Origin of the sequence: Alcanivorax sp. (assembly GCF_019431375.1) — a bacterium.
GTDB classification, from domain to species: Bacteria; Pseudomonadota; Gammaproteobacteria; order Pseudomonadales; family Alcanivoracaceae; genus Alcanivorax; species Alcanivorax jadensis_A.
The window spans coordinates 3,369,428-3,392,806 of record NZ_CP080267.1; the positions used below are offsets into that span (position 1 = coordinate 3,369,428).

Genomic DNA, 23,379 nt, shown 5'->3' on the forward strand with positions numbered 1-23,379 from the left:
TTGTGCCCGCGCACCGACTTGGTCGCGGCTTCCTGGCTTTCAGAGCGCACAGGGCCATGTCGCGTTGTAGCTTGAAGCTTGGGGCTTGAAGCTCGTAGCTAGTTTTCAGCCGACCAGCGGCCGGGGGTTAAAATAGTGGCGCCCGGAACGGATGTCCAGCAACTCGCTCACCAGTTGCTGGTAGTCCCGGTCGTGGTTGACCAGATCGATTTCCGCTGCATTGACGATCAGCAGCGGTGCCCGGTCGTAGAAATGAAAGAATTCCGTGTAGGCATTGCTGAGTCGGTCCAGGTAATCGCTCTGGATGCCCTGCTCGAAATCATTGCCGCGACGACCGATACGCTGGCGCAGCACCTGAGAGGGCGCCTGCAGATAAATCACCAGATCCGGTTGTGGTGCGTCCAGTGTCAGATGGTCATCCACGTTGCGGTATAGCTCGAATTCATCCTCGTCCAGGGTGACCTGGGCAAACAGCCGGTTCTTGTCGATTAGAAAGTCGGCGATACGAGGGCCGGCGAACAGATCCTGTTGCTGGATCTGGCGGAGCTGGTCGGCACGTTGAAACAGGAAAAACAGCTCGGTTTGCAGGGCATAACGGGCTGGGTCTTGATAAAAGCGGGTGAGAAAGGGGTTTTCACTGGCCTGTTCCAGCAACAGATCGTAGCCGAATGTCATGGCGAGACGCTTCGCCAGACTGGTCTTGCCGGCACCAATGGGGCCTTCTACGGCGATAAACCGCGGCAATGTGCGGGCCTGGCGTCGTTGTTCAATTCGTTCGGTTAACGTTTTCTCATTCGATGAGTGCATCGCGATCCAGCTCTGCCAACGGTGAAATCGGTTGTTCGGCTACCTGACCGAGAAAACTACTCAGTGCGGTGCCATCCGGCAAGAGGGCATGGGGGCAAATTTCCAGTAGCGGTTCCAGTACAAAGGCCCGCCGGGTCATCTGCGGGTGGGGGACCCGTAAATCATCACTGTCGATGACACGGTTATCGAGCAGCAGGATATCCAGATCCAGAGTGCGTTCGCCCCAGTGACGTAGCCGTTGTCGACCCGCCGCCAGTTCCAGGGCTTGCAGGGTATGGAGCAGTGCGTGGGGGGAAAGGGTGGTGTCCACGGCGGCCACGGCATTAACGTAGTCTGGCTGGTCCTGAGGGCCGACGGGGGCGCTGGCATAAAGTCGGGAGTGATGGCGCAGGGTCAGGCCGGGCAGGCGTTGCAGCGCCCGCAGGGCCGAGATCAGCCGTTGCGCGGGGTGGTCCAGATTGCTGCCAAGGCCGATCAGTGCCTGCATCAATACGCCTATGGTTCTGCGAAAAGGCCAGTTTTACCACAGAGGGCACTGAGAGCGCCGGGAAAACGCCTTATCTCTGTGCCCTCTGTGGAAAAAAGCGTTTAGTTGTCGGTTGCCGGTTTCTTGCGCCGGCGGCGACGGCGCTTGTTGCCGCCGCTGCCGGGCTGGTTGCCCAGTTGGCTGATCATCTGCCGGCGGCCCTGTTCATCCTGTTCCTGGTAGCGGGTCCACCAGTCGCCCAGCCCGGACTCGATCTCTTCCGCTTGCTCGCGCAGCAACAGAAAATCATAGGCGGCGCGGAAACGGGGGTGTTCCATCATGGCGTCGGCACGCTTGCCGGCGCGTTTATCCAGGCGCAGCTGTAGTTCCCACATTTCGCGCATCACCGTGGAAAAGCGGCGCGGGATGGCAGTGTGCTTGATCTGCTGGTTGAGCGCGCGGGTGGCGCTCTTGTGCAGGGCCTGTGCCGGCGGTAGGCCGCTGGCCAGATAGTGGCCCATGCGTTGCTGGATCACCGGCCACAGCAGAACCGCATAGATAAAGGCGGGGGTGACCGGCTTGTTGTCGGTCAGACGCTTGTCGGTATTGTCCATGGCGGCCAGCAGCATGGCCTCCCAGATGGCGCCTTTTTCGCCCTCCAGAGCCTGCTGTGTCTCCGGGAACAGGAAGCGGAACAAGCCCAGGGCCTGCAACTGTTCATAAGAATCCCGGGCATGGCCGCTGAGAAACAGCTTGAGCACTTCATCAAACAGGCGCGCGGCCGGCACTTGCAGCAGCAATTCCGCCAGGTCGGGAATCGGATCGCCGGTGGCCGGGTCGATATGGAAGCCCAGTTTGGCGGCAAAGCGGGCGGCGCGCAGCATGCGCACCGGGTCTTCGCGGAAGCGGGTTTCCGGGTCGCCAATCAGGTGGATGACCTGCTTGTCGATATCATCCAGGCTGCCCACAAAGTCATGCAGCGTGAAGTCGGCAATGTTGTAGTACAGCGCGTTGATGGTGAAATCCCGGCGCAGGGCGTCTTCCTCGATACTGCCCCAGGTGTTGTCGCGCAATACCAGGCCGGTTTCTTCGTGGGCGTGGTGTTGGTCCCGGTCCGGGTTGTCTTCACGATTCATGGCGCGAAAGGTAGAGACTTCGATGACCTCGCGGCCAAATCGCACGTGCACGATCTGGAAGCGGCGACCAATAATGCGGCTTCGCTTGAACAGGCGGTTGACCTGCTCTGGCGTGGCATTGGTGGAAACGTCGAAATCCTTGGGCTCGCGACCACAGAGAATATCCCGCAGGCAACCACCGACCAGATAGGCTTCAAAGCCGGCTTTGTGTAGGCCATAAAGCACATCCAGCGCGGCGCGGGACACCTGTTTGCGAGAAATGGGATGTTGGTCGCGGGGAATGACTCGCGGTTCGAACGTTCTGCGGTTTTTTAGGGAACCCTTCTTAAACCAGCCAGTCATACGTTCCAGGAACTTGCAGGGCATGCGTCAGTATTAGCCTCAAGGTGTGCAATAAAGCGGCGATAGTAGCACTTTTTCTCGTCTATTGAGATACTGGCCGACTTGGGCGTGGCCCAGAAAGTAAAAAGGAGCCACAACCGAAGTTGTGACTCCCATATTTTGCGCTGATTCTGTTGTTATTATTGTTTGTGTTGTTTTCTGCCTTGTCGCTGCAATCATCAGTTGCAGCAGCATTGCATCGGCTCGTGAAATTATTCTTCTTCTTTCTTGTTGTTATTGTTGAGCCTGTACGCCGGTGTTTTTTTTGTTAGCTGGCGTGGGATTCATAGTGCCCGTCCCACCGGGGCAATGCAACAAAGAGTGAAACGCTTAAAAAACAAAGGGTTGCGAGCAATACTTAAAATAAGTGTAAATAACTTGCCGGAATTTGTAACCTTGGTGTTACCTGTCTGTGTAGCGTGGTAACACTTGTTCCCGTCTGCGGTCATTTGGCGAGGAGTGCGTTCTGCTTTCCTTTGTCCATGCACAAAAGATTTTTACATAGTCCGGACCAAAAGCGGCCTGGTCGGTCATGCTGCCCAGACAGATGGTGCGCTAGCGACGACCACCGGCTTTTTTGCGGGGAATCCCCAAGCGTTGGCGTCGCTCCCACAGGCTTTTTCGGCTGATACCCAGCTTCTGGGCCAGTTCGGTCTCGGTCATGCTGTCCTGGTTTTCCATCACGAAGCGGGTGAAATAATCCTCCAGGGACAGATCTTCGCTGGGGTCCAGGCTGGCGCGGCTTACCCGCTGGGGGGTGCGGTTGGGATTCAGGCCCAGCTGTGATGGGCCGATGCCGTCCTCCTCAGTGAGAATAATGGCTCGCTCAATCACGTTTTCCAGTTCGCGCACATTGCCGGGCCAGCTATAGCCGACCATGGCCTGCCTGGCGGCATCGGTGAAATAGAGGTCGTGGCGGTTGAGCTTCTCGCAGCCGCGGGCAAGCAAGGCGTTGGCCAGACTCTGTAGATCGTCCTGACGGTCGCGCAGGGGAGGCAGGGTCAGCTCCATGACATTGAGCCGGTAGTACAGGTCCTGGCGGAAATGCCCCTCTGCCACTCGCCCGGGTAAATCCAGCTGGCTGCTGGCAAGAATGCGCACGTCCACCTTGCGCGGCGACAGGGAGCCTTGGCGGTGGATTTCGTGGTGGGTGAGCAGGGTCAGCAGACGGCTCTGCACATCGCTGTTCAGCTCGCCCACTTCGTCGAGAAACAGGGTGCCACCATCGGCTTCCTCGATACGCCCGGCGCTGTCTTCATCGCCGAACAGTTCTGTCAGCTGCAGGTTTTTCGGCAGGGCGGCGCACTGCACCGAGATCAGCGGGCCGCCGGCCCGTTCACTTTGTTCGTGCAGGGCCCGGGCGGTGAGTTCCTTGCCGGTACCGGATTCGCCCATGATCAAGACCGGTGTATTGGTGGGGCCCACCCGGTGGATGCGATGCTTGAGCTCCTGCATGGCATCACTGTCGCCGATCATGTTGTGTACCGGGTAGCTGCGCTCCATATCCCGGCGCAAGGCGCGATTGCCCCGGTTCAGCCGACCTTCCTTGAGCACCCGCTCAACGGCCAGCAGCATTTCATCGTGATCGAACGGTTTGGGGATATAGTCCACCGCACCCTGGCGCATGGCGTCCACCGCGGAACGCAGGCTGGCATAGCTGGTCATGATCAGCACCGGGGTGGTGCCGGCACTGTCTATCAGGGCGGTGCCTGGCTCGCCGGGGAGGCGCAGGTCGCTGATGATGAGATCAAACTGATTGAGGTGCTGCTCCCGGGCTTGCTCCACGGAGTCGGCTTCCGCCACGGAGTGTTCGTGGCGTACCAGCAGTTTGCGCAGGGCGCCGCGAATCACCGGTTCATCTTCAACAATCAGGATGTGGCTCATGTATCGCTGGGTCCTTACTTATCTGGTTGAGCAGGATACTACGTTTCCGGCTGTCCGGGGGCTGCTGCTTGTTGCCTGTGCACCGGCAGGCTGACCACAAAACGGGTGCCGCCTTTTTCGCTGAGCGGGCTTTCTACCCGGATGTTGCCCTGATGTTCTTCGATAATACTGTACACCAGCGCCAGGCCCAGGCCGGTGCCGCGGCCTGGTGGCTTGCTGGTGACGAAGGGTTCGAACAGGGCATCGCGCAGTGTATCCGGAATGCCGTGGCCCTGGTCTTCCAGCAAAATATCGAGGAAGTCGCCGCGGGGCTCACAGTGCACGGTGACGGGCTGCAGGTTTTCGCTGGCGTCTGCAGCATTGCCGAGCAGGTTGATGAACACCTGGAGCAAGCGTTGCGGGTCGCCCTTGATCCAGTAGCTTGCCGGGCAGTGATTCTCGAACGGTTGCTGGCGGTGATCCGGGTCCAGTAGCAGCAATGAGATGGCTTCGTCCACGGTATCGCACAGATTCACCGGTACCTGCTCACTGAGCTTGATACCACCGGAATGACTGAAGGTTACCAGGGATTCCACGATACGCGTGATACGACGGGTCTGTTCCAGTATCTGGTCGCAGGCTTCCTGTTGTTCCTCCGGGTCGCTGTCTTCATCCAGATTCTGGGTCAGACAGGCAATGGCGGTGACCGGGTTGCCGATTTCGTGGGCCACCCCGGCGGCCAGTCGGCCGATGGAGGCCAGGCGTTCGTTATGAGCCAGGTGCGCTTCCATGTGGCGCAGTTCGGTAATGTCCTCGATCACCAGTACCTGACCGCCGGCTTGCTCGGCGGTGCCGGCGCCCATCACCTCGGATTTGTGCAGACTCAGCCAGCGCGTCTGGTTTTCCACTTCCAGGGATTGCTGGGGCTGATGGGCATTGTCGTCGTGGCTGAAGCGGGTAAAGAACTCGCCCCAGGGTGGGTCCAGGTCTGCCAGCCGCGAACCGATGGTGTCTTCGGCGGTAATGCCGGTGAGGCTTTCCATGGCCCGGTTCCAGCCGATGATTTCCCGGTCGGCGCCCAGGGAAATGACCCCCATGGGCAGTTCCAGCAGGGTCTGACGGTGGAAGCGACGCAGGCCATCCAGTTCCGCCGCCAGCCCGGACAGACGATCCCGGTACTGTTCGAGACGGGATTCAATGAACTGGATGTCTTCGCTGGAGTGTTGCTCCTCCTCCGGCAGGTAGGGCAGGTGATCGTCGATGAGTTGGTGGGACACCGAGGGGCCGAGCAGGCCCGACAGATTGGTTTCCAACTGATCACGCAGCCGCCGCAGGGCGTAGGGGCGGGTTTCCGTGCGCGGCAGGTGCAGATCCCGCAGCGACATTTCCACTTCCCGGGTGGCGGTGATCGGCCCCAGCGGCTGGCTCATGGCATCAATGAAATCGTCCACGCTCTTCGCTTCCAGCTCCCAGCGATAGGGTCGGCGCAGGCTGTCCACGGCGCACGCTTCGGCGGCGTTTTTTTCCGATCGGGACATGGGCGTGACGATGGATACGATGGCGTAGATCAGCGCATTGGCCGTGACCGAGGCGATGGCCACATGGTGCCACTGGCTGGCGCCGGTCTGGAAACGCATGCCAAGCAGTTCCATCAGTGGCTGGAATTGCCAGTTGGGGTAGGCGATGGGTACCAGCAGCAGCATGACCCAGAGGATAAAGCCGACCAGCAGACCGGCGAACAGGCCATTACGATTGCCGGAGGGCCAGAACAGGGCGCCGATCAGCCCGGGGACAAACTGCAGGGTCGCCACAAAGGTGAGAACGCCCAGCTCCACCAGGGTGTGATCCGTGCCGGTGAAGCGGTAGAAGAGGTAAGCCAGAGCGAGAATGGCGGCGATCAGAATGCGCCGGGTCCAGAGCAGATTGCGATACAGGTTTTGGCCCTGCAGCGGGCTGGCGGGCAGTACCAGATGATTCAGGCACATGCCGGACAGGGCCAGGGTGGCCACAATCAGCATGCCGCTGGCGCCGGCAAGCCCGGCGATATAGCCAAGCACCGCGCCGTGGCCACCGGTGATCATGCCGATGCCGAGGGCGTAATAATCTGGCGGGGTGGGGGCATTGCCGGCGGCAGCAGCCCACAGGATCACCGGCACACACAGTGCCATCAGCAGGAACATCAGCGGCAACGCCCAGCTGGCAGTGACCAGGGCGCGCGGGTTCATGTTCTCGGTAAAGGCCATGTAGAACATGTGCGGCAGTACCACGGCGGAGACAAAGAACGCCATGATCATGGAGTGCCAGGTGCCGTCCTGCAGGGGGTAGTAGAGCCTCGCCAGCATTTCTGGATGGTCATCCAGCCAGGCATTCAGACTGGCAGGGCCATCGAACACGCCATAAAGGCCGAGCAAGGCCACCGCGCCGAACGCCAGCAATTTGATCAGCGATTCCATGGCGATGGCCATCACCAACCCTTCGTGTTTTTCCGGGCGGTGGTATGGCGGGCGCCGAACAGAATGGCGAAGATCACCATCATCAGGCAGAAACCGGCGGCCAGGTCGCGGGGGTCAGCGGTACCGCTGAGGATCTGTATCGACTCGGCCACGGCCTTCAGTTGCAGGGCCAGCAGAGGCAGTACGCCGATCAGCATGATGATGGTGGTCATGGCCCCGGCCAGCCGGCTGCGGTAGCGGAAGGCAAACAGGTCAGCCAGGGAGCTGAGCTGATAGGTGGTGGTCAGTCTGAGGATCGGTGCCAGAAGAATGGGAGCAAGCAGGAAGACCCCGGAAATACCCAGGAAATAGGACAGGAAGTTGTAGCCATACTGGTAGGCGTAGCCCACCGACCCGTATACCGCCCAGGCGCTGGCATAGACCCCCAGTGACAGAACGTAGACCGCAGGGTGGCGCACCCAGTGGGCGGGCAACCAGCCACGCTCGGTGATCCAGGCCACCGCAAACAGAAACAGCAGGTAGCAACCGGCAATCAGGATCAGATCGCTGACACTATAGACCATCGACATCCTTGCTCTTGGCAATCCAGTAGCTCAGGGCGATCAGGCCCAGCCAGATCAGATAGGGGCGATACCAGGCGCGCCCGCCCTCACTCCACCAGTCGATGATGGCGGGGGAAAGCAGGTAGGTGCCGAGAATAAAGATGATCAGCAGTCGGTCGGTATACATAGGTGGTTTAACCCCTCCGGGCCGATGAGCATACGCCAGGGGGTGGGGCGTGTAAAAGCGAGGACAGCGGCAAGTTACAAGTTTCAAGCTGCAAGGCGCGGGATGTGTATTTGTGTTCCGGTCGGCTGTCTCCGCGCTTATACCGTTAAACGCGGGCACAGCATTTGCTGTGGGTCTTTGCTGATTCGCGTTGCAACTTTCAGCTTGTAACTTGCAACTCGTCTGGCAATGGCTGCTGGCGTCCCGCTGGCCACTGGTGATCGGGGTAGTGTGCCGTGCCCCATGCCAGTAGCGCTGCCGGGCTTGCGCCCTGCAAGTCTGAGGGTGGCTGCAGGCCCATGCAGCGAAGGGCCGCTGTGAGTAGCTGGCTGGCAAGAGCGGGGTCCAGAGCTTGACTGCCTGCGGATTTGGACAGCTTCAAATCCCGCCCGTCGGTGACCACCGGCAAATGCGCATAGTCTGGCGCCGGTCTGCCCAGGCATTCCAGCAGCCAGCGCTGGCGAAGGGTGGAATCAAGCAGGTCGGCGCCACGCAGCACATGGGTAATACCATCATCTGCATCGTCCAGGGCACAGGCGAGCTGGTAGCCGAACAGGCCGTCGCGACGTCGAATGACAAAGGCGCCACCGTCGTGGTGCAGGTTGTTGCTGATGGTCCCCTGAATGCCGTCCTGGTAGGTCAGCGCCCGATCGGGAACCTGCAGGCGGATGGCGGTATCGTCGGCGGTGGACACAGCGGCGCTGATGCCGGGATGGTTATGATTGAGGGTGGCCAGCTGTTTGCGGGTCAGGCGGCAGTGGAAGGCATGGCCGCTGTTGAGCAGGGTCTCCACGGCATGCTGATAGGCACTATGCCGTTGGCTTTGGTAACGCACCGGGCCATCCCAATACAGCCCGAAGGTTTCCAGCTGACGCAGGATGGTATCGGCGGCGCCGGGCACTTCCCGGGGCGGATCCAGATCATCCACCCGCACCAGCCATTCACCGCCCGCATGGCGCGCTTCCAGCCAACTGGCCAACGCAGCCACCAATGACCCGAAATGCAGGGGGCCGGAGGGGGTGGGGGCGAAACGTCCGCGATAGGTCATAAAGGCAGTGAACAGTGAATAGTGAACAGTTAACAGCGGCGCGCCATGCCTGTGTGAGGAGTTTAAACGCAAGAAGCCGCGCACAAGGGCTGGGCGCGGCTTCAGGCGTTTCAGGAACAACAGTCCGCTATCGCGAGCTGTTAACTCTTCACTGGTTTATCCGGCCAGCTGCTTTTCCTTGATCTCCGCCAGTTCCTTGCAGTCGATGCACAGGTCGGCGGTGGGGCGAGCTTCCAGTCGGCGGATGCCGATTTCGATGCCGCAGGCTTCGCAGAAGCCGTAATCGTCCTTGTCCACCAGATCCAGGGTCTTCTCGATCTTCTTCAGCAGCTTGCGCTCGCGGTCGCGGGTACGCAGCTCCAGGGCAAACTCTTCTTCCTGGGTGGCGCGGTCAGCGGGGTCGGGCAGGTTGGCCTGTTCGTCCTGCAGGTGGTGCATGGTGCGATCCGCTTCTTCCATCAACTCCTGGCGCCAGGCCAGCAGGATCTGGCGGAAGTGCTCGCGTTGCTTCTCGTTCATGTATTCCTCGTTCTTGGCCGGCATGTAGGGCTTGAAGCCATGCATTTGGGCCTGGGAAGAGGATGAGGCGGTTTTCTTTTTCACGTTTGCTTTTACCTGAGCAGAAGTAGTGGATCGGCTCGGCGAAGTCCCTTTGCCGGCAGTCGCGGTCCGTGCGTTACCGGTGTTCGATGCGTCTCTGGCAGCGGCACGGGCCGCTGCGGATGCCTTCCCGGAGGTGGGCAGTTTTGTTCTGGGTGCAGCCGGTGCTGCTTTTTTGGCTGCCGGTTTTCTGGCAGCGGGCTTGCTGGCCTTCGCCGGTTTGGCGCTGGCAGCGGTTGACTGGGTTTTGCCTGCGGCCGGCTTTGCCGCTGGCTTGCTGGCTGCCTTTTTGGTGGCAGGCTTGCTGGCCGGTGCCTTCGCAGCGGCTTTTTTGGCCGGCGCTTTTTTTACGGCCGCTTGCTTTGCAGCAGGCTTTGCAGCCGTTTTGGTTGTGGCTGCTTTTTTGGCCGGTGCCGGTTTCTTGGCGACGGCTTTCTTGGGAGTGGCTTTCTTCACAGAGGCCTTCTTGGCCGGCGCCTTTTTAGCGGCAGGCTTGGTAGCGGGTTTCTTTACGGCAGCTTTTTTTGCTGCGGTTTTGGCTGGGGCCTTTTTGGCCGCAGGCTTTGCAGCCACCTTTTTCACTGCGGCTTTTTTTGCCGGGGCCTTTTTTGCAGCAGCCTTCTTGGCTGGCGCTTTGCGGGCAGCAGTGGATGAGGTGGCTTTCTTGCTGCTGGAAGCAGACCCGGAGGTTTGTTTTTTAGCCGCCTTTTTCGGGGCTTTCTTTTTGCCGGTGGCCATTTTTATTAACTCCCTTAGCATCTTCTCGACTCTCTATCCTGTCCCACTATCCCTGGGGCCCGCTTGATATAACCAGGTACGGGCGTAATGTAATCTTTGACCTTACCCCTTCCGGGTAAGTCTTGTCACCAGTTGGTGAAAATCTGGCCGATTATAGCCATGCCACCCTTATAGGAAAGAGGAATCTTGTGATAACGCTGTCGCATTTCGCCCAACAGATCCCGCCTTTTCACGTTATGGCACTGCTGGAGCGAGCCCAACAACTGGCAGCCCAGGGCCACGATGTGATCCATCTGGAAGTGGGCGAGCCGGATTTTGAAACTCCGACGCCGGTGCTGGAGGCCATTGCCGGGGCAACCCGTGATCGGGGAACCGGTTACACGCCGGCTGCCGGGCTGCCCGCTTTGCGCCAGGCCATTGCGGATGATTACCAGGAGCGTTTTGGCGCTACCGTATCACCGGCACGGATCGTGGTGACGCCGGGCGCTTCCGGGGCCCTGCAGCTGGCGCTGGCGGCCCTGATCAATCCAGGGGACGGTGTCCTGCTGTGCGATCCGGGCTATCCCTGTAATCGCCAGTTCGTGAATCTGGTGGGGGGTAAGCCGCAGCCGGTGGTATTAAAGGCGGACAATCATTTCACTCTGACTGCCAACGAGCTGCTGGAGGCCTGGCAGCCGGATACCCGTCTGGCCATGGTGGCCAGCCCGGATAATCCCACCGGCAACATGCTGTCGCTGAATAGCCTGCAGGCCATGGCCGAGGGCGCCGTGCAGAAAGGCGGCCTGCTACTGGTGGATGAAATCTATCAGGGGCTTTGTTACCGGGGGCCGGCGGAATCCGTGCTGTCGCGTACCGATCAGGTGATGGTGATCAACAGCTTCAGTAAATATTTCTGTATGACCGGCTGGCGGCTGGGCTGGCTGGTGGCGCCGGAACCGCTGGTGCCGGCCATCGAGCGGCTGGCACAGAACCTGTTTCTGGCGCCCTCCACGCCGGCACAATACTGTGCGCTGGCTGCGCTGCAGGAACCGGCGCTGACCATCCTGGAGCAGCGTCATCAGCTGTTTGCCCGCCGTCGTCAATGCCTGCTCAATGGCCTGGCTCATTTGAAACTGCCGGTAGTCTCCAATGCGGATGGTGCCTTTTATGTGTATGTGGATGTGAGTGCCTGGACCGATGACAGCTTCGCTTTCTGTGCGGACCTGCTGGAAAAGGAAAAGGTGGCCATGACGCCGGGGCTGGATTTCGGTGATGGCCATGATCACCATCGCTATGTTCGCCTGGCCTATACCTGTGCCGAGTCCCGTCTTGTTGATGCCCTGCACCGGTTGGGCCACTACCTGGAGTCCCTGTGAAGTTTGATCCTCCCCTGGAAAGGGTCACCCTGCTGCGTCGCTACAAGCGTTTCATGGCCGATGTGGTGCGCGCTGATGGCAGCGAAATTACCGTGCACTGCCCCAATACCGGGTCCATGAAAAACTGCGTGCTGGGCGAGCCCCAGCAGGCGCTGATTTCCGACAGCGGTAATCCCAAACGCAAATATCGCCATACCCTGGAAGCCCTGCAGGTGGGTCATGGCCATTGGGCGGGGGTGAATACCAGCCGGCCCAATGCGCTGGTGGAAGAAGCCATTCGTGCCGGTGAGGTTGCCGAGCTGGGCCCCGGCAGCGGGGTGCAGCGGGAAGTGAAATACGGCGACAGCCGCTTTGATCTGGCCCTGGGCGAGCGCAGCGATCCGCATGCCTTTGTGGAAGTGAAAAACGTCACCCTGGGCCCCGGCCCGAATGATCCTGATGACGGTGTCATTGCCTTCCCGGATTCCGTCACCGAGCGGGGCCAGAAGCATCTGTTGACACTGATGGAGGTGGTGGCGTCCGGCAAGCGGGCGGTGCTGTTTTTCTGTGTGCAGCACAGTGGTGCACTGGCCGCCCGGCCGGCGGACGAAATTGATGCCCGCTATGGGGAGCTGTTACGCGAAGCGGTGGAAAAGGGGGTGGAAGTGCTGGCGTGGAAGGTGGCGTTATCGCCAGACGGCTTTCGGCTGGAACACCCCTTGCCGATTCAGTTGTAGGCGTTCCTCTCGAGGGACGAACCACGCGTCAGCGTGGAAAGCACCTGCAAGGCCAGCAACGTCGTTTCTGTGAACCAGGGCGTCTCTAGAGTGACCTGGCAGCCCCTGCCTCGCCTTTTCCCTCGCCGGGGCTCGGGGTCGTCCCTCGAGAGGAACTCCTACAGCAGCGGCTTTAGACAACACGGTGCCAACCCTATCGCGCCGCGAGCGACGCTCCTACGGAAACGCGTTTTCCTCTACAGCAGGGTTTGCAAATTGCGCAGTTGCTGCTGCAACAGTTCCGTCTGGTCGCGCCAGTAGCTCATGGATTCAAACCAGGGGAACGCTGGCGGGAAGGCCGGATCGTCCCAGCGTCTGGCCAGCCAGGCGTCGTAGCAGATGATGCGCCGGGTGCGTAGCGGCTCGATCAGGGCGGTCTGTTGCCAGGGAAAGGGCAGGAAGGTGTCGTAGCCGCGGGCCAGCACTCGCAGCTGGTGTTGTTGCTCATCCTGTTCACCGGACAGCAACATCCAGATGTCCTGCATGGCCGGGGCGCGCAAGCTGTCGTCCAGATCCACGAAATGTGGGCCGTTGTCGCGCCACAGGATGTTGCCGGTATGGCAGTCGCCATGGACGTTGAGCAGCGGGAATTCCACCTCGGCAAGCCGCTGTTCAATCTGCTCCAGCAGTTGGCCGCAGGCATCGCGGTACTGGCTGCGATAATTCAGGTCCACCACCTCATTGATCAGGAAGGTGCTGGCGGCACGAATGTCAGCCACCGGGTCCATGGTGTGGCGGAGCTGATAGGGCCGGTCACTGCCGCAGGCATGCCAGCGGGCCAGGGTGCGGCCCAGCTGTTCCAGGTGGTTGTCGTTATCCAGTTCCGGCGCATGGCCGCCGGCTCTGCGGAACACCGCAAAGGCGAAGCCGTCGCAGTGGAACAGGGTGGTGCCGTTCTTTTCGATGGGGGCCACCACCGGCAGGTCCCGTTCCACCAGAAAAAGGCTGAAGGCGTGCTCTTCCAGGATCTGTTCGTCGCTCCAGCGCTGTGGGCGGTAGAACTTGACGATCACCGGTGGGCCGTCTTCCTGGCCCACCTGGTATACCCGGTTCTCGAAGCTGTTCAGTTGCAGCAGGCGGCCGTCGCTGAGGAAGCCGGCGGCGTCCACGGCGTCGAGCATGTAATCCGGGGTGAGGTCATCAAAGGGATGGCTCATAAGCGGCTCAGGCCGGCACCTCGACGTGACCCAGCCACACTTCGTCACCACGTACTTCCAGTGGTACCGGGATCAGCTTGTCGCCACTACAGGGGCCGGACAGGCAGTCGCCGCTATCAATCTCGAACAGGGCGCCGTGGTTGGCGCACATGATGAACTGGTTGTCGCTGTCCATGAACTGGTCGGGCATGAAGTTCAGTTCGATGCCCAGGTGCGGGCACCAGTTGATGAAGGCGCGGACCAGGCCGTCGTGTTTGACCACGACTACCGGCTGGCCGTCTTTCTCGAATTCCCGGGCGCTGTCGTCAGGGATGTCGGTCAGGTTGCAAACGTGTTCCATGAAATCAATTACCTAAAATGTCTTGGCGAATCTGCTGGTGGGTGTCGGCGCTCAGGCGCGGCCCGAATTCGGTGACCAGGCGGGCGGCGGCAGCGGCAGCGAGCTTGCCGGCAGCGGCAAAATCATGGCCATGGGTGATGGCATACAGGAAGGCCCCGGCAAACATGTCGCCGGCACCATTGCTGTCGATGGCTTTGACCGGCAAGGGGGCAATGCTGTGGGTCTGCTCACCATCCCATACCAGCGCGCCTTCGGCGCCCAGGGTGATGACTGCAGAGCGGCATACGCTCTTGAGTTTTTCCAGAGCGGCCTCGGGGCTGTCGGTATCCGTGTAGCTGGTGGCTTCCGCGTCGTTGCAGAACAGCAGGTCCACACCGTCGCCGAGCATGTCGGTGAGGCCGTCCCGGAAGAACTGCACCATGGCCGGATCGGAGAACGTCAGTGAGGTTTTGACACCATGCTTCTCGGCCAGTTGGCGCAGTTTAATGGCCGCCGCCCGGGAGCTGTCGCCGCTGACCAAGTACCCTTCCAGATACACATAGTGGCTGGCGGCGATGGCGGCTTCGTCCAGCTCCGCCTCGGACACCTGGCTGGAAATGCCCAGAAAGGTGTTCATGGTGCGCTCTGCGTCCGGGGTCAGCATCACCAGGCACTTGCCGGAGATACCACTCTCGCGGTTGCCGTTCATATTGGTGTCCACGCCGGCGGCAGTCAGGTCGTTGACGAAGATGTCGCCGGTGGCGTCGTCGGCTACCTTGCAGGCGTAGTAGCTGTTGCCGCCGAAGTAGCGGGTGGCCACCACAGTGTTGCAGGCGGAGCCGCCACTGGTCTGCTTGTGGGGCTCGGCTTCGTCGGCCAGGGCGGCAATCAGTTCCGCCTGGCGGGCTTCGTCCACCAGTGTCATCAGGCCCTTGCCCACATCCATGCGCTGGAGAAAGGCGTCGCTGACCTCGATTTCCGTATCCACCAGGGCGTTGCCGAGGGCATAAACGTCGTATTTTTTCGTCATGGAGACTCCGTGTTCTGGTTCAGGCAAGAGGCAAGGCGGCTATTATGGGCGCCCCGAGTCTGGTTGCAAAATTTACTCAAATTCCCGTGAAGGGAACGGATACGTCCATAGAGACTCATAAAACACTCACACTTTTCTCTATACTCCGGCCCATGGCAAAAAAAGCGAAAAAGTCCCCCGCACGATCGCGGCGGCAACCGAATCGAAAAAAACGCAGCAGCGGACAACAACGTCGCTGGTTCAGCTGGTCCTTTGTGGGCAAGGCAGCGTTGGTGTGCCTGGTGCTGGGAGCGGCAGGACTGGCCTACCTGGATGCGCTGGTCCGCGAGCGTTTTGACGCCCATGTCTGGCAATTGCCGGCGGGTGTATGCCCGACCAGTAGAGCTTTATGAAGGCCGCGTGCTGTCCCGCGAGGATATGCTCAAGTTGCTGGATTTGATGCGCTACCGTCGCGACTCGCGGGGGCTACCACCCCAGGCAGCTATGCGGTGCAGGGCAACAGCCTGCTGCTGCATACCCGTGGTTTCAGCGACAGTGATGGGGGGGAAAAGGCGGAGCGTATCCGGTTGAGCCTGTCTGGCGGCCAGATACGTTCCCTGGAGGCCGGTGGTGATCGCCTGGCCCGTCTCGAGCCATTGCAGATCGGCAGTATTCATCCCCAGCATGCGGAAGACAGGGTGCTGGTGCCCCTGGACAAGGTGCCGCCACTGCTGGTGGAGATGCTGATTGCCACCGAGGATCAGGCTTTCTATGACCACCATGGCATTTCCCTGCGCGGTCTGGCCCGGGCCATGCTGGCCAACATCAAGGCCGGGCGCCTGGTGCAGGGCGGCAGCACCCTGACTCAGCAGCTGGTGAAAAATTTCTGGCTCACCTCCGAGCGCACCCTGTCGCGCAAGCTGCTGGAAATGCCCATGGCCATGTTGCTGGAATTGCACTACAGCAAGGAGCAGATTCTCGAGGCTTACCTCAACGAGGTGTACCTGGGCCAGGATGGCGCCCGGGCCATTCATGGCATGGGCCTGGGAGCCCAGTTCCTGTTCGGGCGCCCGCTGGAAGAGCTGGAACCCCACCATCTGGCCACCCTGGTGGCGTTGCTGAAGGGGCCCAGCTGGTATGACCCGCGCCGTCACCCCGAGCGTTCCCTGGAGCGTCGCAACACGGTATTGAAGGTGGCGATGGATGAGGGGGCTCTGTCGAAAGCGGATTACGACAAATACAGCAACCGCTCCCTGGAAGTGGTGCCGCGTGGGGCCTCCGCGCTTTATGCCTTCCCTGCCTTTATTGATCTGGTAAGGCGCCAGCTGGCTCGGGATTACCCCCCGGAGGTGCTCAGTGATGAGGGGCTGCGTATTCACTCCACCCTGGATGTGCTGGCCCAGCTCGCTGCTGAAGGGGCCCTGCGCGATCATCTGGACCGCCGCGACCCTGACGAAAGCAAAAAGCTCAATGGTGCCGTGGTAGTGGTCGCGCCGGCTCAGGGCGATGTGCTGGCGCTGGTCAGCAATCGCAGCTCCCGGGAGGCTGGCTTCAACCGGGCCCTGGATGCCCAGCGCCCGATCGGCTCGCTGGCCAAGCCGGCGGTGGTGCTGTCGGCGGTGAGCCAGCCCAAGCAATGGTCCCTGGCTACCCTGGTGGAAGACGGGCCTGTGGAGGTGACGCTGCCCAATGGCACTACCTGGTCGCCGCAGAACTTCGACAACCAGTCCCATGGAGCCATGCCGGTGGTGGATGTGCTGACCTATTCACGCAACCAGGGTACCGCTCGCCTAGGGTTGGATGTGGGGCTGGGCAAGGTAGCCGGCACCATGAAGACCCTGGGGGTGACCCGCGATATTCCGCTCTACCCCAGTATTCTTCTGGGTAGCCTGGAGCTGACCCCGTTTGAAGTGGCGATGATGTATCAGCCTCTTTCAACGGGCGGTTTCAGTACCCGCCTGCGGTCCATTACCGATGTGCTCGACAAGGAAGCCAGGCCGCTGGCCCGTTATCCGGTCAATACCGACGAGGTGGTGGACGCCGGCCCGGCTTTCCTGACCCAGTGGGCCATGCAGCAAGTGGTAGAGAAAGGTACCGGCCGTGCTGCGCGCGCGTCATTGCCTCAGAACCTGAAGGTGGCAGGCAAGACCGGCACCAGTAATGATTTCCGGGACGCCTGGTTTGCCGGTTTCTCCGCCAACCACCTGGCGGTAGTCTGGGTGGGCCGTGATGATAACCGTAATGCCGGTATCACCGGCTCCAGCGGTGCCTTGCCGGTATGGGCCCAGCTGATGGGCAAACTGCCCCAGCGTAGCCTGTCGCAGACGCCGCCTGCTGGCGTGGAATGGGTCTGGATGAACCCGGACGGTCGGCGCGTCAGTGCCGAAGGGTGTAGTGATGCCCGTCGTTACCCGATGCTGGAAGCCTCGATTCCCCAGGAGAGTGACGGTTGTGGCTCGATCAAAGAGGCGGGGAAAGGCATCAAGGGTTGGTTCAAGGGGCTGTTTGACTAGGGTCACAGATCAACTTTCACCACAGAGCCCAGCGAGGCAAGCTCCTGCCGTTGAGATGGGGCTTGCCGGAGCGTTGTTCAAGGATAGTAAGGATGTTGAGTGTTCAAAGGCTTGTTCGACTGATGCTGATCAGTGCGGTGCTGGCGGGGTGTGCGGTGCGCCCGCCCGTGGAGGAACCGGCAGAACCGATGACTGCCAGTCAGGAACTGGAAGGCTCGCCGGCACTGGGTCTGTTGAGTCGGGCCGAACAGGCCCGTCAGCAGGGGCGGACATCGGCTGCAGAGCGTTATCTGGAGCGAGCCCTGAATATCGCCCCGGATTCCTCCTGGCTGTACAAGGAGCTGGCGGGTTTGCGGCTTTCCGAGGGGGACCCCCACGGAGCAGAAGGCTTCGCCCTGAAGGCGTTGCGGCTGGCGCCGGACCACGATGATTACCGGGCGGGCCTGTGGGACCTGGTGGCCACCGCCCGTGATCGTCAGGGTGACAAGGCCGGTGCCCGCCAGGCTCGCAGCAAGGCGGCGGAGTTACGTAGCCCAAAGGCCCGGCCGGTATGACACCGGCGGTGCAGGCCGCGAAAAAGGCCGGCGTTTCTTTTCAGTTGCACAGTTACGAGCATGACCCCAAGGCAGAAAGCTACGGGCTGGAAGCGGCAGAGGCCTTGCAGCTGCCCGCCGAGAAAGTCTTCAAGACGCTGCTCGCGCTGGTGGATGAGCAGCCGGTAGTGGCTATGGTGCCGGTGGCCCATCAACTGGATCTTAAGTTTCTCGCCAGGGCCCATGGCGGCAAGAAAGCGGCCATGTGTCCGGCGGACAAGGCGCAACGGTTGACCGGTTATGTACTCGGTGGCATCAGCCCGCTGGGGCAGAAGAAACGGTTGCCATTGTATCTGGATCACAGTGCACAACCACACAACCCTATCTACATGAGCGCCGGCCGGCGCGGACTGGAAATCGCCATGGCGCCGCAGGATCTGTTGGGGCTGACTGGCGGGAAAATGGTGCCGTTGGCTCGCCACTGACTCACTACGAAGCCACTGTAGGAGCGGCGTTTGAGCCGCGAACCGCGCGCCAGCGCGGAAATCGCCTGAAAGGCGATCAGGAGCTTCCGAGCTCGACAGGCCTCTCTAGAGGAGGCCGCGAGTAAACCGCAACCGATTTTCCTCGCCAAGGCTCGGATTCGCGGCTCAAGCGCCGCTCCTACAAGGTGGTTTTGGGCGTCGCTCCTACACCTTCGCAAACGCCTTGCGGGCCGCCGCAATGGTGGCGTCGATATCCTCATCACTGTGCGCTGCTGACACGAAGCCCGCTTCAAAGGCACTGGGGGCCAGGTAGATGCCCTGGTCCAGCATGGCGTGGAAGAAGCGGTTGAAACGTTCGCTGTCGCAGGCCATCACTTCCGCGAAGCTGCTGATGCGGCTCTGGTCGGTGAAGAACAACCCGAACATGGCGCCAGCCTGTGCGGTGGTGAAAGCCACGCCTTCCGCGTGGGCGGCTGCGGTCAGGCCGTCCAGCAGGCGGGTGGTCTTTTCGGCCAGGGCGTCGTGGAATCCGGGTTCACTAAGCAGGTTAAGGGTGGTCAGTCCAGCCGCCATGGCCACCGGGTTACCGGACAGGGTGCCGGCCTGGTAGACCGGGCCCAGCGGCGAGAGGTGTTCCATGATGGCTCTCTTGCCGCCAAAGGCGCCCACCGGCATACCGCCACCGATGATCTTGCCCAGGGTGGTCATGTCCGGGGTCACCTCGTAGAGCGCCTGGGCGCCGCCCAGGGCTACCCGGAAGCCGGTCATCACCTCGTCGAAGATCAGCACGCTGCCGTGGTCATCACAGTATTGGCGCAGGGCCTGCAGGAATGCCTTGGTGGGCGGGACGCAGTTCATGTTGCCGGCCACTGGCTCCACGATGACGGCGGCAATCTGGTCGCCGTATTCGTTAAAGGCGGTTTCGACGCTGGCGGCGTCGTTGTAGTCCAGCACCAGGGTGTCGCCGGTCACAGCGGCGGGCACACCCGGTGAGCCGGGGATGCCCATGGCACCGGAGCCGGCTTTTACCAGCAGGCTGTCCACATGGCCGTGGTAGCAACCCTCGAACTTGATGATCTTGTCGCGGCCGGTGTAGCCCCGGGCCAGGCGGATAGCGCTCATGGTGGCTTCGGTGCCGGAATTGACCATGCGCACCATGTCCATGGAGGGCACCAGTTCGCAGACCTTGTCCGCCATGGCTACTTCGGTGGCGGTGGGGGCGCCGAAGCTGAGGCCGTTCTGTACGGCGGCCTGCACGGCAGCAATCACCTGGGGATGGTTGTGGCCTAGGATCATCGGGCCCCAGGAGCCCACGTAGTCGATGTAGCGATTGTCATCTTCATCGTACAGGTAGGCGCCACTGGCAGAATGGAAAAACACCGGGGTGCCGCCAACGCCCTTGAAGGCACGCACGGGAGAGTTAACGCCGCCGGGAATATGTTTCTGGGCTTGACGGAAAAGCTGTTCGGAGTGCTTGCGGCTCATGGTGTGTCCTCTTGCTGTAGCTGTTGGCGATGCCAGGCATCGCAGGCCGCGCGGGCGGCGGGTGTGCGCTAGAGCGCACACGGGAAATTACGATTGATGGTGTCGCTGGGGCATGAAGGCCCCATGACACGGGCGAGCCCGGGGGCCGCCACAGGAAAGTGGCGGCATTATGAGGGGTGAGTGGCGGCTTGGCCAGTGAGGCTGGCGGAGGTTAGCGGTTGGCAGGTATCGGGGTGAGATCCTTGATCCAGTACTGTTGCTCGTCATCGGCCATGCGCGGGTCGAAATCCAGACGGATATGGCGGGGGTAACCCCATTGAGGGTGGTAGTCCACGTCCACCTGATGCCAGCCCTTGCGCTGTTTTTCCTCAATCAGGGCAAACCAGGCCTCCACCGAGCGTGCCAGGGGAGTCAGCTCCTGGGCGTCCGGGGCTTCCAGCCGGGCCTGCTGGCCGTTGACCAGGATGCTGGCGGGCTGCAGGGCCTTGGGCCCGCAGTAGCATTGCTGGCGTGCCTGGTAGCGGTAGTGCTCGAGACCCTGATCGGCCCAGCGTTGTCGTGCTTCGGCGAGCGGGTTGGTTGTGACGCCCTGATTACCCGCCTGGCAGGCGGGCAACAGGGAGGCAAGCAGTACGCTCAGCAGCAGGCGCGGGCTCAGCATGAGTGGCTGCCTCTGCGACGCAGCAACAGCAGGGCCAGCAGGCCGGTAGCAACACCGGCGCTGCCGCCAGCATTGCCGAAGCTGCCGGATGCATTGTTATCGGAGGAATCGTCATCGCCGGTCGGGGTGCTTTCGTCGTTCATGGAGACAGCGACTGCAGCGGAAGGAGTGGAACTGCCGGCACTGTTGAGGCTGCTAACCCGGTAGCGATAGCGGTTGCCCACGGTGACCCGGCTGTCGGTGTAGCGGGTGCTGTTGGCATTCAGTTCGGCGATGGCCTGCCAGGCCAGCCAGGTGTCACCGTCAAGACGCTGGCGTTCGATACGAAAACCGAATTCGTTCTCGGCATTATCCTGCCATTGCAGTATTACGGCGGTGTTCTGACGTTGGGCTTGCAGATTGCCCGGTGTTGCAGGCACGCGCTCGAAAAGCTGCTCCGCGCGGTTGCTGAGCGGAGAAGGGCCTACGGCATTGAAGGCCTGCACCTGGTAACGGTAGCGCGTGCCTGCCATGACAGTGCTGTCATCATGGCGGGTCTGGTTGCTGCCCAGCTCGGTGAGACGTTGCCATTCACTCCAGGTTTCCCCGTTGAATTGCTGGCGCAGGATCCGCAAGCCGGTTTCGTTGTCGGCATTGTCCTGCCAGATCAGGCGAATGGCGTCTTGCAGCAGGCGGCTGGTCAGATTGGACGGTGCGTCGGGCCGCGAACCAAACTGGATTTCCGCCAGGTTTGACGGGGCTGAACTAAGGGTGGCGTTATGAGCAATCACCCGGTACTGATAGCGTTCCCCGAGCACGGCGGTGCTGTCCAGATATTGTTCACTGTCGGTGGCCAGACCCTTGGCCAGGCTGGCCCACACTGTCCAGCTGCCATTGTTCTCCCGGCGGCGCTGGATTTCATAGCGTTGCTCGTTGTCTGCCTGGTCGTTCCAGGTCAACTGGATGCCGTCTTGCGCCATGGCTGCTGCCAGGTTGGCGGGGGTGGCCGGGGTGCCTTCGATGATGATGCTGACGGTGTTTGAGCTGTCGCCAGTGATGTCGCTGCCTTCGGCAATCACCCGGTATTGATAGCTGATGTCAGTGGCGACGCCGCTGTCGATATGGCTGTCGCTGTCCGCGGACAGGTTTGCCAGCGGTTCCCAGCCGCTGAGATCGCTGTAGCGCTCGACCCGGTAGCCGGTTTCGGTGTAGGCCCGGTCGGTCCAGGTCAGGGTCACCTGCGGTGGTTCCTGCTGGGCCTGCGCCTGCAGGTCGTCGGGTTGGCTGGACACGATGTTATAGGACAAGGGTGTTGTCAGCTGGTCGTTGTCGGGGAGGATGTCTTTCACCTCGCTGCCGTTGATAGCGGCCGTCTGTGTCAGCAGTGCCTGCGCCGGGGTGGTGCTGGTGATGGTCAGTGTCAGGCTGGCAGGGGAGAAGGGTGGGGTCAGCGAACAGCTATAGCTACGCTGGTCGGTGGCGATGGTGCAGTCCCCTTCCGGCAGGGTTAGTTGGTCGATCCTGGCGTTGCTCAGATCTCCCTGCAACTGGATCAGGTCAGGCGCCCGGGAGGCTTGCTGGTAGTCCACGCTATAGGCCAGCGTCAGGGTGGTGCCTGTGCTGTTATTGAAGGTGTCCGGGTTGCCACTGTCGGCGCTCAGTCCCGCATCCACCGGGTAGTTGAAGCAGGCATCGTGGTTGACGAGGCTGTCGATCTTGGCGGTCATCTGGTTCACCGAGCAGCTGGAAAAGCCGGTGGCACTGCCGTCGGCCCAGCTGGACATGATGTAGCCGTTGCCGCAGTAACGCTCCGGGTGGTCGACCTGGTCGGATTCCACATTGTCGTGGTTGGCGCCGAAGTTGTGGCCGATTTCATGGGCCATGACGATGGCCGTCAGGGGAATGTTGATGTACTCCTGGGTGACGCCGGTGGCATAGCCATTGGTATTGCAAAGGGTCCCCACATAGGCAAGGCCCACGGTGGAGCCGTCGAATTCACGGCCGGAGAGCAGTTCCATTAGTGGGCTGGCGGTGCTGGTGTCGGCGAAGGCAAAGCCGTGGTACTTCTCGCGCAGATCTACCAGTAGTTCATTGGCGCTGGTGGATGCCAGCAACAGTTCTTCGCTGGGAAATTCAACGTGCAGGTTGTCGAACACTATGTTCAGGTCGTTGCGGTAGAAACCGTCGATGATATTGAGCAGTTCCACTACCTTGTCCTGGTAGGTATCCGGATGCTTCTGCTGGAACAGGTGGTCGACGATCAGGTATTTCTCCGGCAGCAGGCAGACGCCGTCCACTTGCTCGGTACACATGTCTTCCAGGGTGGCGGCGGCGATTTCGTAGCCGCCTGAACGGGGGCTGGCGCCTTCCCGGGTCGGCAGTTCCAGAGAGCTGTGGGTGCCATCGCCCACACCGCAGGTGCCAGGTTCCTGCAGGCTTTGCAGGGAACGGGCAACGGGGAGATTGTTGTGCTGGCTGAACGCGTTGCTATCGATAATGTGCATTTCGCCATTCAGTGACACTACACCGGACCAGTTGTCGTCAAGCCGGGACAGGCGTACCCAGCTTTGCGGAACCTGTTCCAGTGTGCCGCTGTAGTGATTGCCCCTGATCAGTTGTCGGTCCGCGTCGGACATGCCGATCCGGGCGGTGCTCGGTTCCAGAACGGCCCGGTAACGGCTGCCATCAATAAACAGTTCGGTGCTGGCTTGAGAGGCTTCAGCGATTACCTGGTTGCCAGGGAAAAGCAGGGCAGCCAGCAGCAGGCCGCGCCAGGATGCCAGTGGCCGACGGAAACGCATTGCCATGGGTGGTTCTCCCCCTTACTGGGTTTTTCGTATTTTTGATCTGGCTATTTCGGTGTAGGCG

Annotated in this window: 22 protein-coding genes and 1 pseudogene; 7 read left to right on the plus strand and 16 right to left on the minus strand. The window is 61.1% G+C overall.

The window, feature by feature from the left end; all coding sequences use genetic code 11:
- Positions 1-105 precede the first annotated feature (105 nt).
- The 10 genes from KZ772_RS15765 to dksA form a co-directional block, all read right to left on the minus strand.
- On the minus strand, positions 106-807 hold the full coding sequence (locus KZ772_RS15765; RefSeq protein WP_290537450.1) for a deoxynucleoside kinase: 702 nt from the start codon (positions 805-807) through the stop codon (positions 106-108).
- Entirely contained in the window at positions 791-1,294 is a 504-nt protein-coding gene (folK, locus tag KZ772_RS15770) for a 2-amino-4-hydroxy-6-hydroxymethyldihydropteridine diphosphokinase (protein WP_290537451.1), read from the minus strand. Before folK ends, KZ772_RS15765 begins: the two co-directional genes overlap by 17 nt.
- A 101-nt stretch (positions 1,295-1,395) precedes the next feature.
- Positions 1,396-2,751: a polynucleotide adenylyltransferase PcnB gene (gene pcnB, locus KZ772_RS15775; RefSeq protein ID WP_290537452.1), complete on the minus strand. Its 1,356-nt coding sequence runs from the start codon at positions 2,749-2,751 to the stop codon at positions 1,396-1,398.
- A gap of 39 nt (positions 2,752-2,790) precedes the next feature.
- Positions 2,791-2,985, minus strand: coding sequence for a hypothetical protein (locus KZ772_RS15780; protein WP_290537453.1), 195 nt, complete (start codon positions 2,983-2,985; stop codon positions 2,791-2,793).
- A gap of 360 nt (positions 2,986-3,345) precedes the next feature.
- Positions 3,346-4,674, minus strand: a complete 1,329-nt coding sequence (locus KZ772_RS15785; RefSeq protein ID WP_290537454.1) for a sigma-54 dependent transcriptional regulator — start codon at positions 4,672-4,674, stop codon at positions 3,346-3,348.
- Positions 4,675-4,712: 38 nt separating this feature from the next.
- Positions 4,713-7,118, minus strand: a complete 2,406-nt coding sequence (locus KZ772_RS15790) for an ATP-binding protein (protein ID WP_365870420.1) — start codon at positions 7,116-7,118, stop codon at positions 4,713-4,715.
- Positions 7,118-7,675: a hypothetical protein gene (locus tag KZ772_RS18645; RefSeq protein WP_365870422.1), complete on the minus strand. Its 558-nt coding sequence runs from the start codon at positions 7,673-7,675 to the stop codon at positions 7,118-7,120. Before KZ772_RS18645 ends, KZ772_RS15790 begins: the two co-directional genes overlap by 1 nt.
- Positions 7,659-7,835 carry a hypothetical protein gene (locus KZ772_RS15795; RefSeq protein ID WP_007149317.1) on the minus strand — a complete coding sequence of 59 codons (177 nt, stop codon included), beginning with the start codon at positions 7,833-7,835 and terminating at the stop codon, positions 7,659-7,661. The genes KZ772_RS18645 and KZ772_RS15795 overlap by 17 nt, the downstream gene beginning before the upstream one ends.
- A gap of 199 nt (positions 7,836-8,034) precedes the next feature.
- The gene (gluQRS, locus tag KZ772_RS15800) at positions 8,035-8,922 is read right to left on the minus strand and encodes a tRNA glutamyl-Q(34) synthetase GluQRS (RefSeq protein WP_290537455.1); all 888 of its coding nucleotides are present in this window, start codon (positions 8,920-8,922) and stop codon (positions 8,035-8,037) included.
- 156 nt (positions 8,923-9,078) lie between these two features.
- Entirely contained in the window at positions 9,079-9,486 is a 408-nt protein-coding gene (gene dksA / locus KZ772_RS15805) for an RNA polymerase-binding protein DksA (RefSeq protein WP_052042879.1), read from the minus strand.
- A 64-nt stretch (positions 9,487-9,550) separates the two neighbouring features.
- Between dksA and KZ772_RS15810 the strand changes: the two genes are divergently transcribed.
- The 3 genes from KZ772_RS15810 to sfsA all read left to right on the plus strand — a co-directional run bounded on the left by KZ772_RS15810 (position 9,551) and on the right by sfsA (position 12,331).
- Positions 9,551-10,327, plus strand: a complete 777-nt coding sequence (locus KZ772_RS15810) for a hypothetical protein (RefSeq protein WP_290537456.1) — start codon at positions 9,551-9,553, stop codon at positions 10,325-10,327.
- 121 nt (positions 10,328-10,448) lie between these two features.
- Entirely contained in the window at positions 10,449-11,615 is a 1,167-nt protein-coding gene (locus KZ772_RS15815; RefSeq protein WP_290537457.1) for an aminotransferase class I/II-fold pyridoxal phosphate-dependent enzyme, read from the plus strand.
- Positions 11,612-12,331 carry a DNA/RNA nuclease SfsA gene (gene sfsA, locus KZ772_RS15820; protein ID WP_290537458.1) on the plus strand — a complete coding sequence of 240 codons (720 nt, stop codon included), beginning with the start codon at positions 11,612-11,614 and terminating at the stop codon, positions 12,329-12,331. Before KZ772_RS15815 ends, sfsA begins: the two co-directional genes overlap by 4 nt.
- A gap of 236 nt (positions 12,332-12,567) precedes the next feature.
- On the opposite strand, the gene KZ772_RS15825 is transcribed toward sfsA, so the two are convergent.
- Genes KZ772_RS15825 through KZ772_RS15835 form a run of 3 tightly spaced genes read right to left on the minus strand, consistent with a single transcriptional unit; the run spans position 12,568 to position 14,876 of the window.
- Positions 12,568-13,527: a serine/threonine protein kinase gene (locus KZ772_RS15825; protein ID WP_290537459.1), complete on the minus strand. Its 960-nt coding sequence runs from the start codon at positions 13,525-13,527 to the stop codon at positions 12,568-12,570.
- A 7-nt stretch (positions 13,528-13,534) separates the two neighbouring features.
- On the minus strand, positions 13,535-13,867 hold the full coding sequence (locus KZ772_RS15830; RefSeq protein WP_290537460.1) for a Rieske 2Fe-2S domain-containing protein: 333 nt from the start codon (positions 13,865-13,867) through the stop codon (positions 13,535-13,537).
- Positions 13,868-13,871: 4 nt separating this feature from the next.
- Positions 13,872-14,876, minus strand: a complete 1,005-nt coding sequence (locus KZ772_RS15835) for an adenosine kinase (protein WP_290537461.1) — start codon at positions 14,874-14,876, stop codon at positions 13,872-13,874.
- Positions 14,877-14,920: 44 nt separating this feature from the next.
- On the opposite strand from KZ772_RS15835, the gene KZ772_RS15840 reads away from it, so the two are divergent.
- The 4 genes and pseudogenes from KZ772_RS15840 (at position 14,921) to ybaK (ending at position 18,386) form a co-directional block, all read left to right on the plus strand.
- On the plus strand, positions 14,921-15,268 hold the full coding sequence (locus tag KZ772_RS15840; RefSeq protein WP_290537462.1) for a hypothetical protein: 348 nt from the start codon (positions 14,921-14,923) through the stop codon (positions 15,266-15,268).
- Positions 15,269-15,349: 81 nt separating this feature from the next.
- Positions 15,350-17,368, plus strand: a pseudogene (mrcB, locus tag KZ772_RS15845) (penicillin-binding protein 1B); the annotation flags it as partial.
- Between the two features lie 92 nt (positions 17,369-17,460).
- Positions 17,461-17,922: a tetratricopeptide repeat protein gene (locus tag KZ772_RS15850; protein ID WP_290537463.1), complete on the plus strand. Its 462-nt coding sequence runs from the start codon at positions 17,461-17,463 to the stop codon at positions 17,920-17,922.
- A complete protein-coding gene (gene ybaK / locus KZ772_RS15855; RefSeq protein ID WP_290537464.1) occupies positions 17,919-18,386 on the plus strand; it encodes a Cys-tRNA(Pro) deacylase in 468 nt (155 codons plus the stop codon). Before KZ772_RS15850 ends, ybaK begins: the two co-directional genes overlap by 4 nt.
- Before the next feature lie 204 nt (positions 18,387-18,590).
- On the opposite strand, the gene hemL is transcribed toward ybaK, so the two are convergent.
- From hemL to KZ772_RS15870, 3 genes are all read right to left on the minus strand, one after another.
- Complete coding sequence (hemL, locus tag KZ772_RS15860; RefSeq protein WP_290537465.1) at positions 18,591-19,871, minus strand: glutamate-1-semialdehyde 2,1-aminomutase; 1,281 nt, start codon at positions 19,869-19,871, stop codon at positions 18,591-18,593.
- 211 nt (positions 19,872-20,082) lie between these two features.
- Entirely contained in the window at positions 20,083-20,532 is a 450-nt protein-coding gene (locus KZ772_RS15865; protein WP_290537466.1) for a DUF6174 domain-containing protein, read from the minus strand.
- Positions 20,526-23,318 (minus strand): M12 family metallo-peptidase, encoded by a 2,793-nt coding sequence (locus KZ772_RS15870; protein WP_290537467.1) that lies wholly within the window; start codon positions 23,316-23,318, stop codon positions 20,526-20,528. Before KZ772_RS15870 ends, KZ772_RS15865 begins: the two co-directional genes overlap by 7 nt.
- Positions 23,319-23,379 lie beyond the last annotated feature (61 nt).

Coding starts and splice junctions, on each gene's coding strand:
- KZ772_RS15765 (WP_290537450.1), bottom strand. CDS start 807: ATGCACTCATCGAATGAGAAAACGTTAACCGAACGAATTGAACAACGA.
- folK (WP_290537451.1), bottom strand. CDS start 1,294: ATGCAGGCACTGATCGGCCTTGGCAGCAATCTGGACCACCCCGCGCAA.
- pcnB (WP_290537452.1), bottom strand. CDS start 2,751: ATGACTGGCTGGTTTAAGAAGGGTTCCCTAAAAAACCGCAGAACGTTC.
- KZ772_RS15780 (WP_290537453.1), bottom strand. CDS start 2,985: ATGCTGCTGCAACTGATGATTGCAGCGACAAGGCAGAAAACAACACAA.
- KZ772_RS15785 (WP_290537454.1), bottom strand. CDS start 4,674: ATGAGCCACATCCTGATTGTTGAAGATGAACCGGTGATTCGCGGCGCC.
- KZ772_RS15790 (WP_365870420.1), bottom strand. CDS start 7,118: ATGGCCATCGCCATGGAATCGCTGATCAAATTGCTGGCGTTCGGCGCG.
- KZ772_RS18645 (WP_365870422.1), bottom strand. CDS start 7,675: ATGTCGATGGTCTATAGTGTCAGCGATCTGATCCTGATTGCCGGTTGC.
- KZ772_RS15795 (WP_007149317.1), bottom strand. CDS start 7,835: ATGTATACCGACCGACTGCTGATCATCTTTATTCTCGGCACCTACCTG.
- gluQRS (WP_290537455.1), bottom strand. CDS start 8,922: ATGACCTATCGCGGACGTTTCGCCCCCACCCCCTCCGGCCCCCTGCAT.
- dksA (WP_052042879.1), bottom strand. CDS start 9,486: ATGCATGGCTTCAAGCCCTACATGCCGGCCAAGAACGAGGAATACATG.
- KZ772_RS15825 (WP_290537459.1), bottom strand. CDS start 13,527: ATGAGCCATCCCTTTGATGACCTCACCCCGGATTACATGCTCGACGCC.
- KZ772_RS15830 (WP_290537460.1), bottom strand. CDS start 13,867: ATGGAACACGTTTGCAACCTGACCGACATCCCTGACGACAGCGCCCGG.
- KZ772_RS15835 (WP_290537461.1), bottom strand. CDS start 14,876: ATGACGAAAAAATACGACGTTTATGCCCTCGGCAACGCCCTGGTGGAT.
- KZ772_RS15840 (WP_290537462.1), top strand. CDS start 14,921: ATGGGCGCCCCGAGTCTGGTTGCAAAATTTACTCAAATTCCCGTGAAG.
- KZ772_RS15850 (WP_290537463.1), top strand. CDS start 17,461: ATGTTGAGTGTTCAAAGGCTTGTTCGACTGATGCTGATCAGTGCGGTG.
- ybaK (WP_290537464.1), top strand. CDS start 17,919: ATGACACCGGCGGTGCAGGCCGCGAAAAAGGCCGGCGTTTCTTTTCAG.
- hemL (WP_290537465.1), bottom strand. CDS start 19,871: ATGAGCCGCAAGCACTCCGAACAGCTTTTCCGTCAAGCCCAGAAACAT.
- KZ772_RS15865 (WP_290537466.1), bottom strand. CDS start 20,532: ATGCTGAGCCCGCGCCTGCTGCTGAGCGTACTGCTTGCCTCCCTGTTG.
- KZ772_RS15870 (WP_290537467.1), bottom strand. CDS start 23,318: ATGGCAATGCGTTTCCGTCGGCCACTGGCATCCTGGCGCGGCCTGCTG.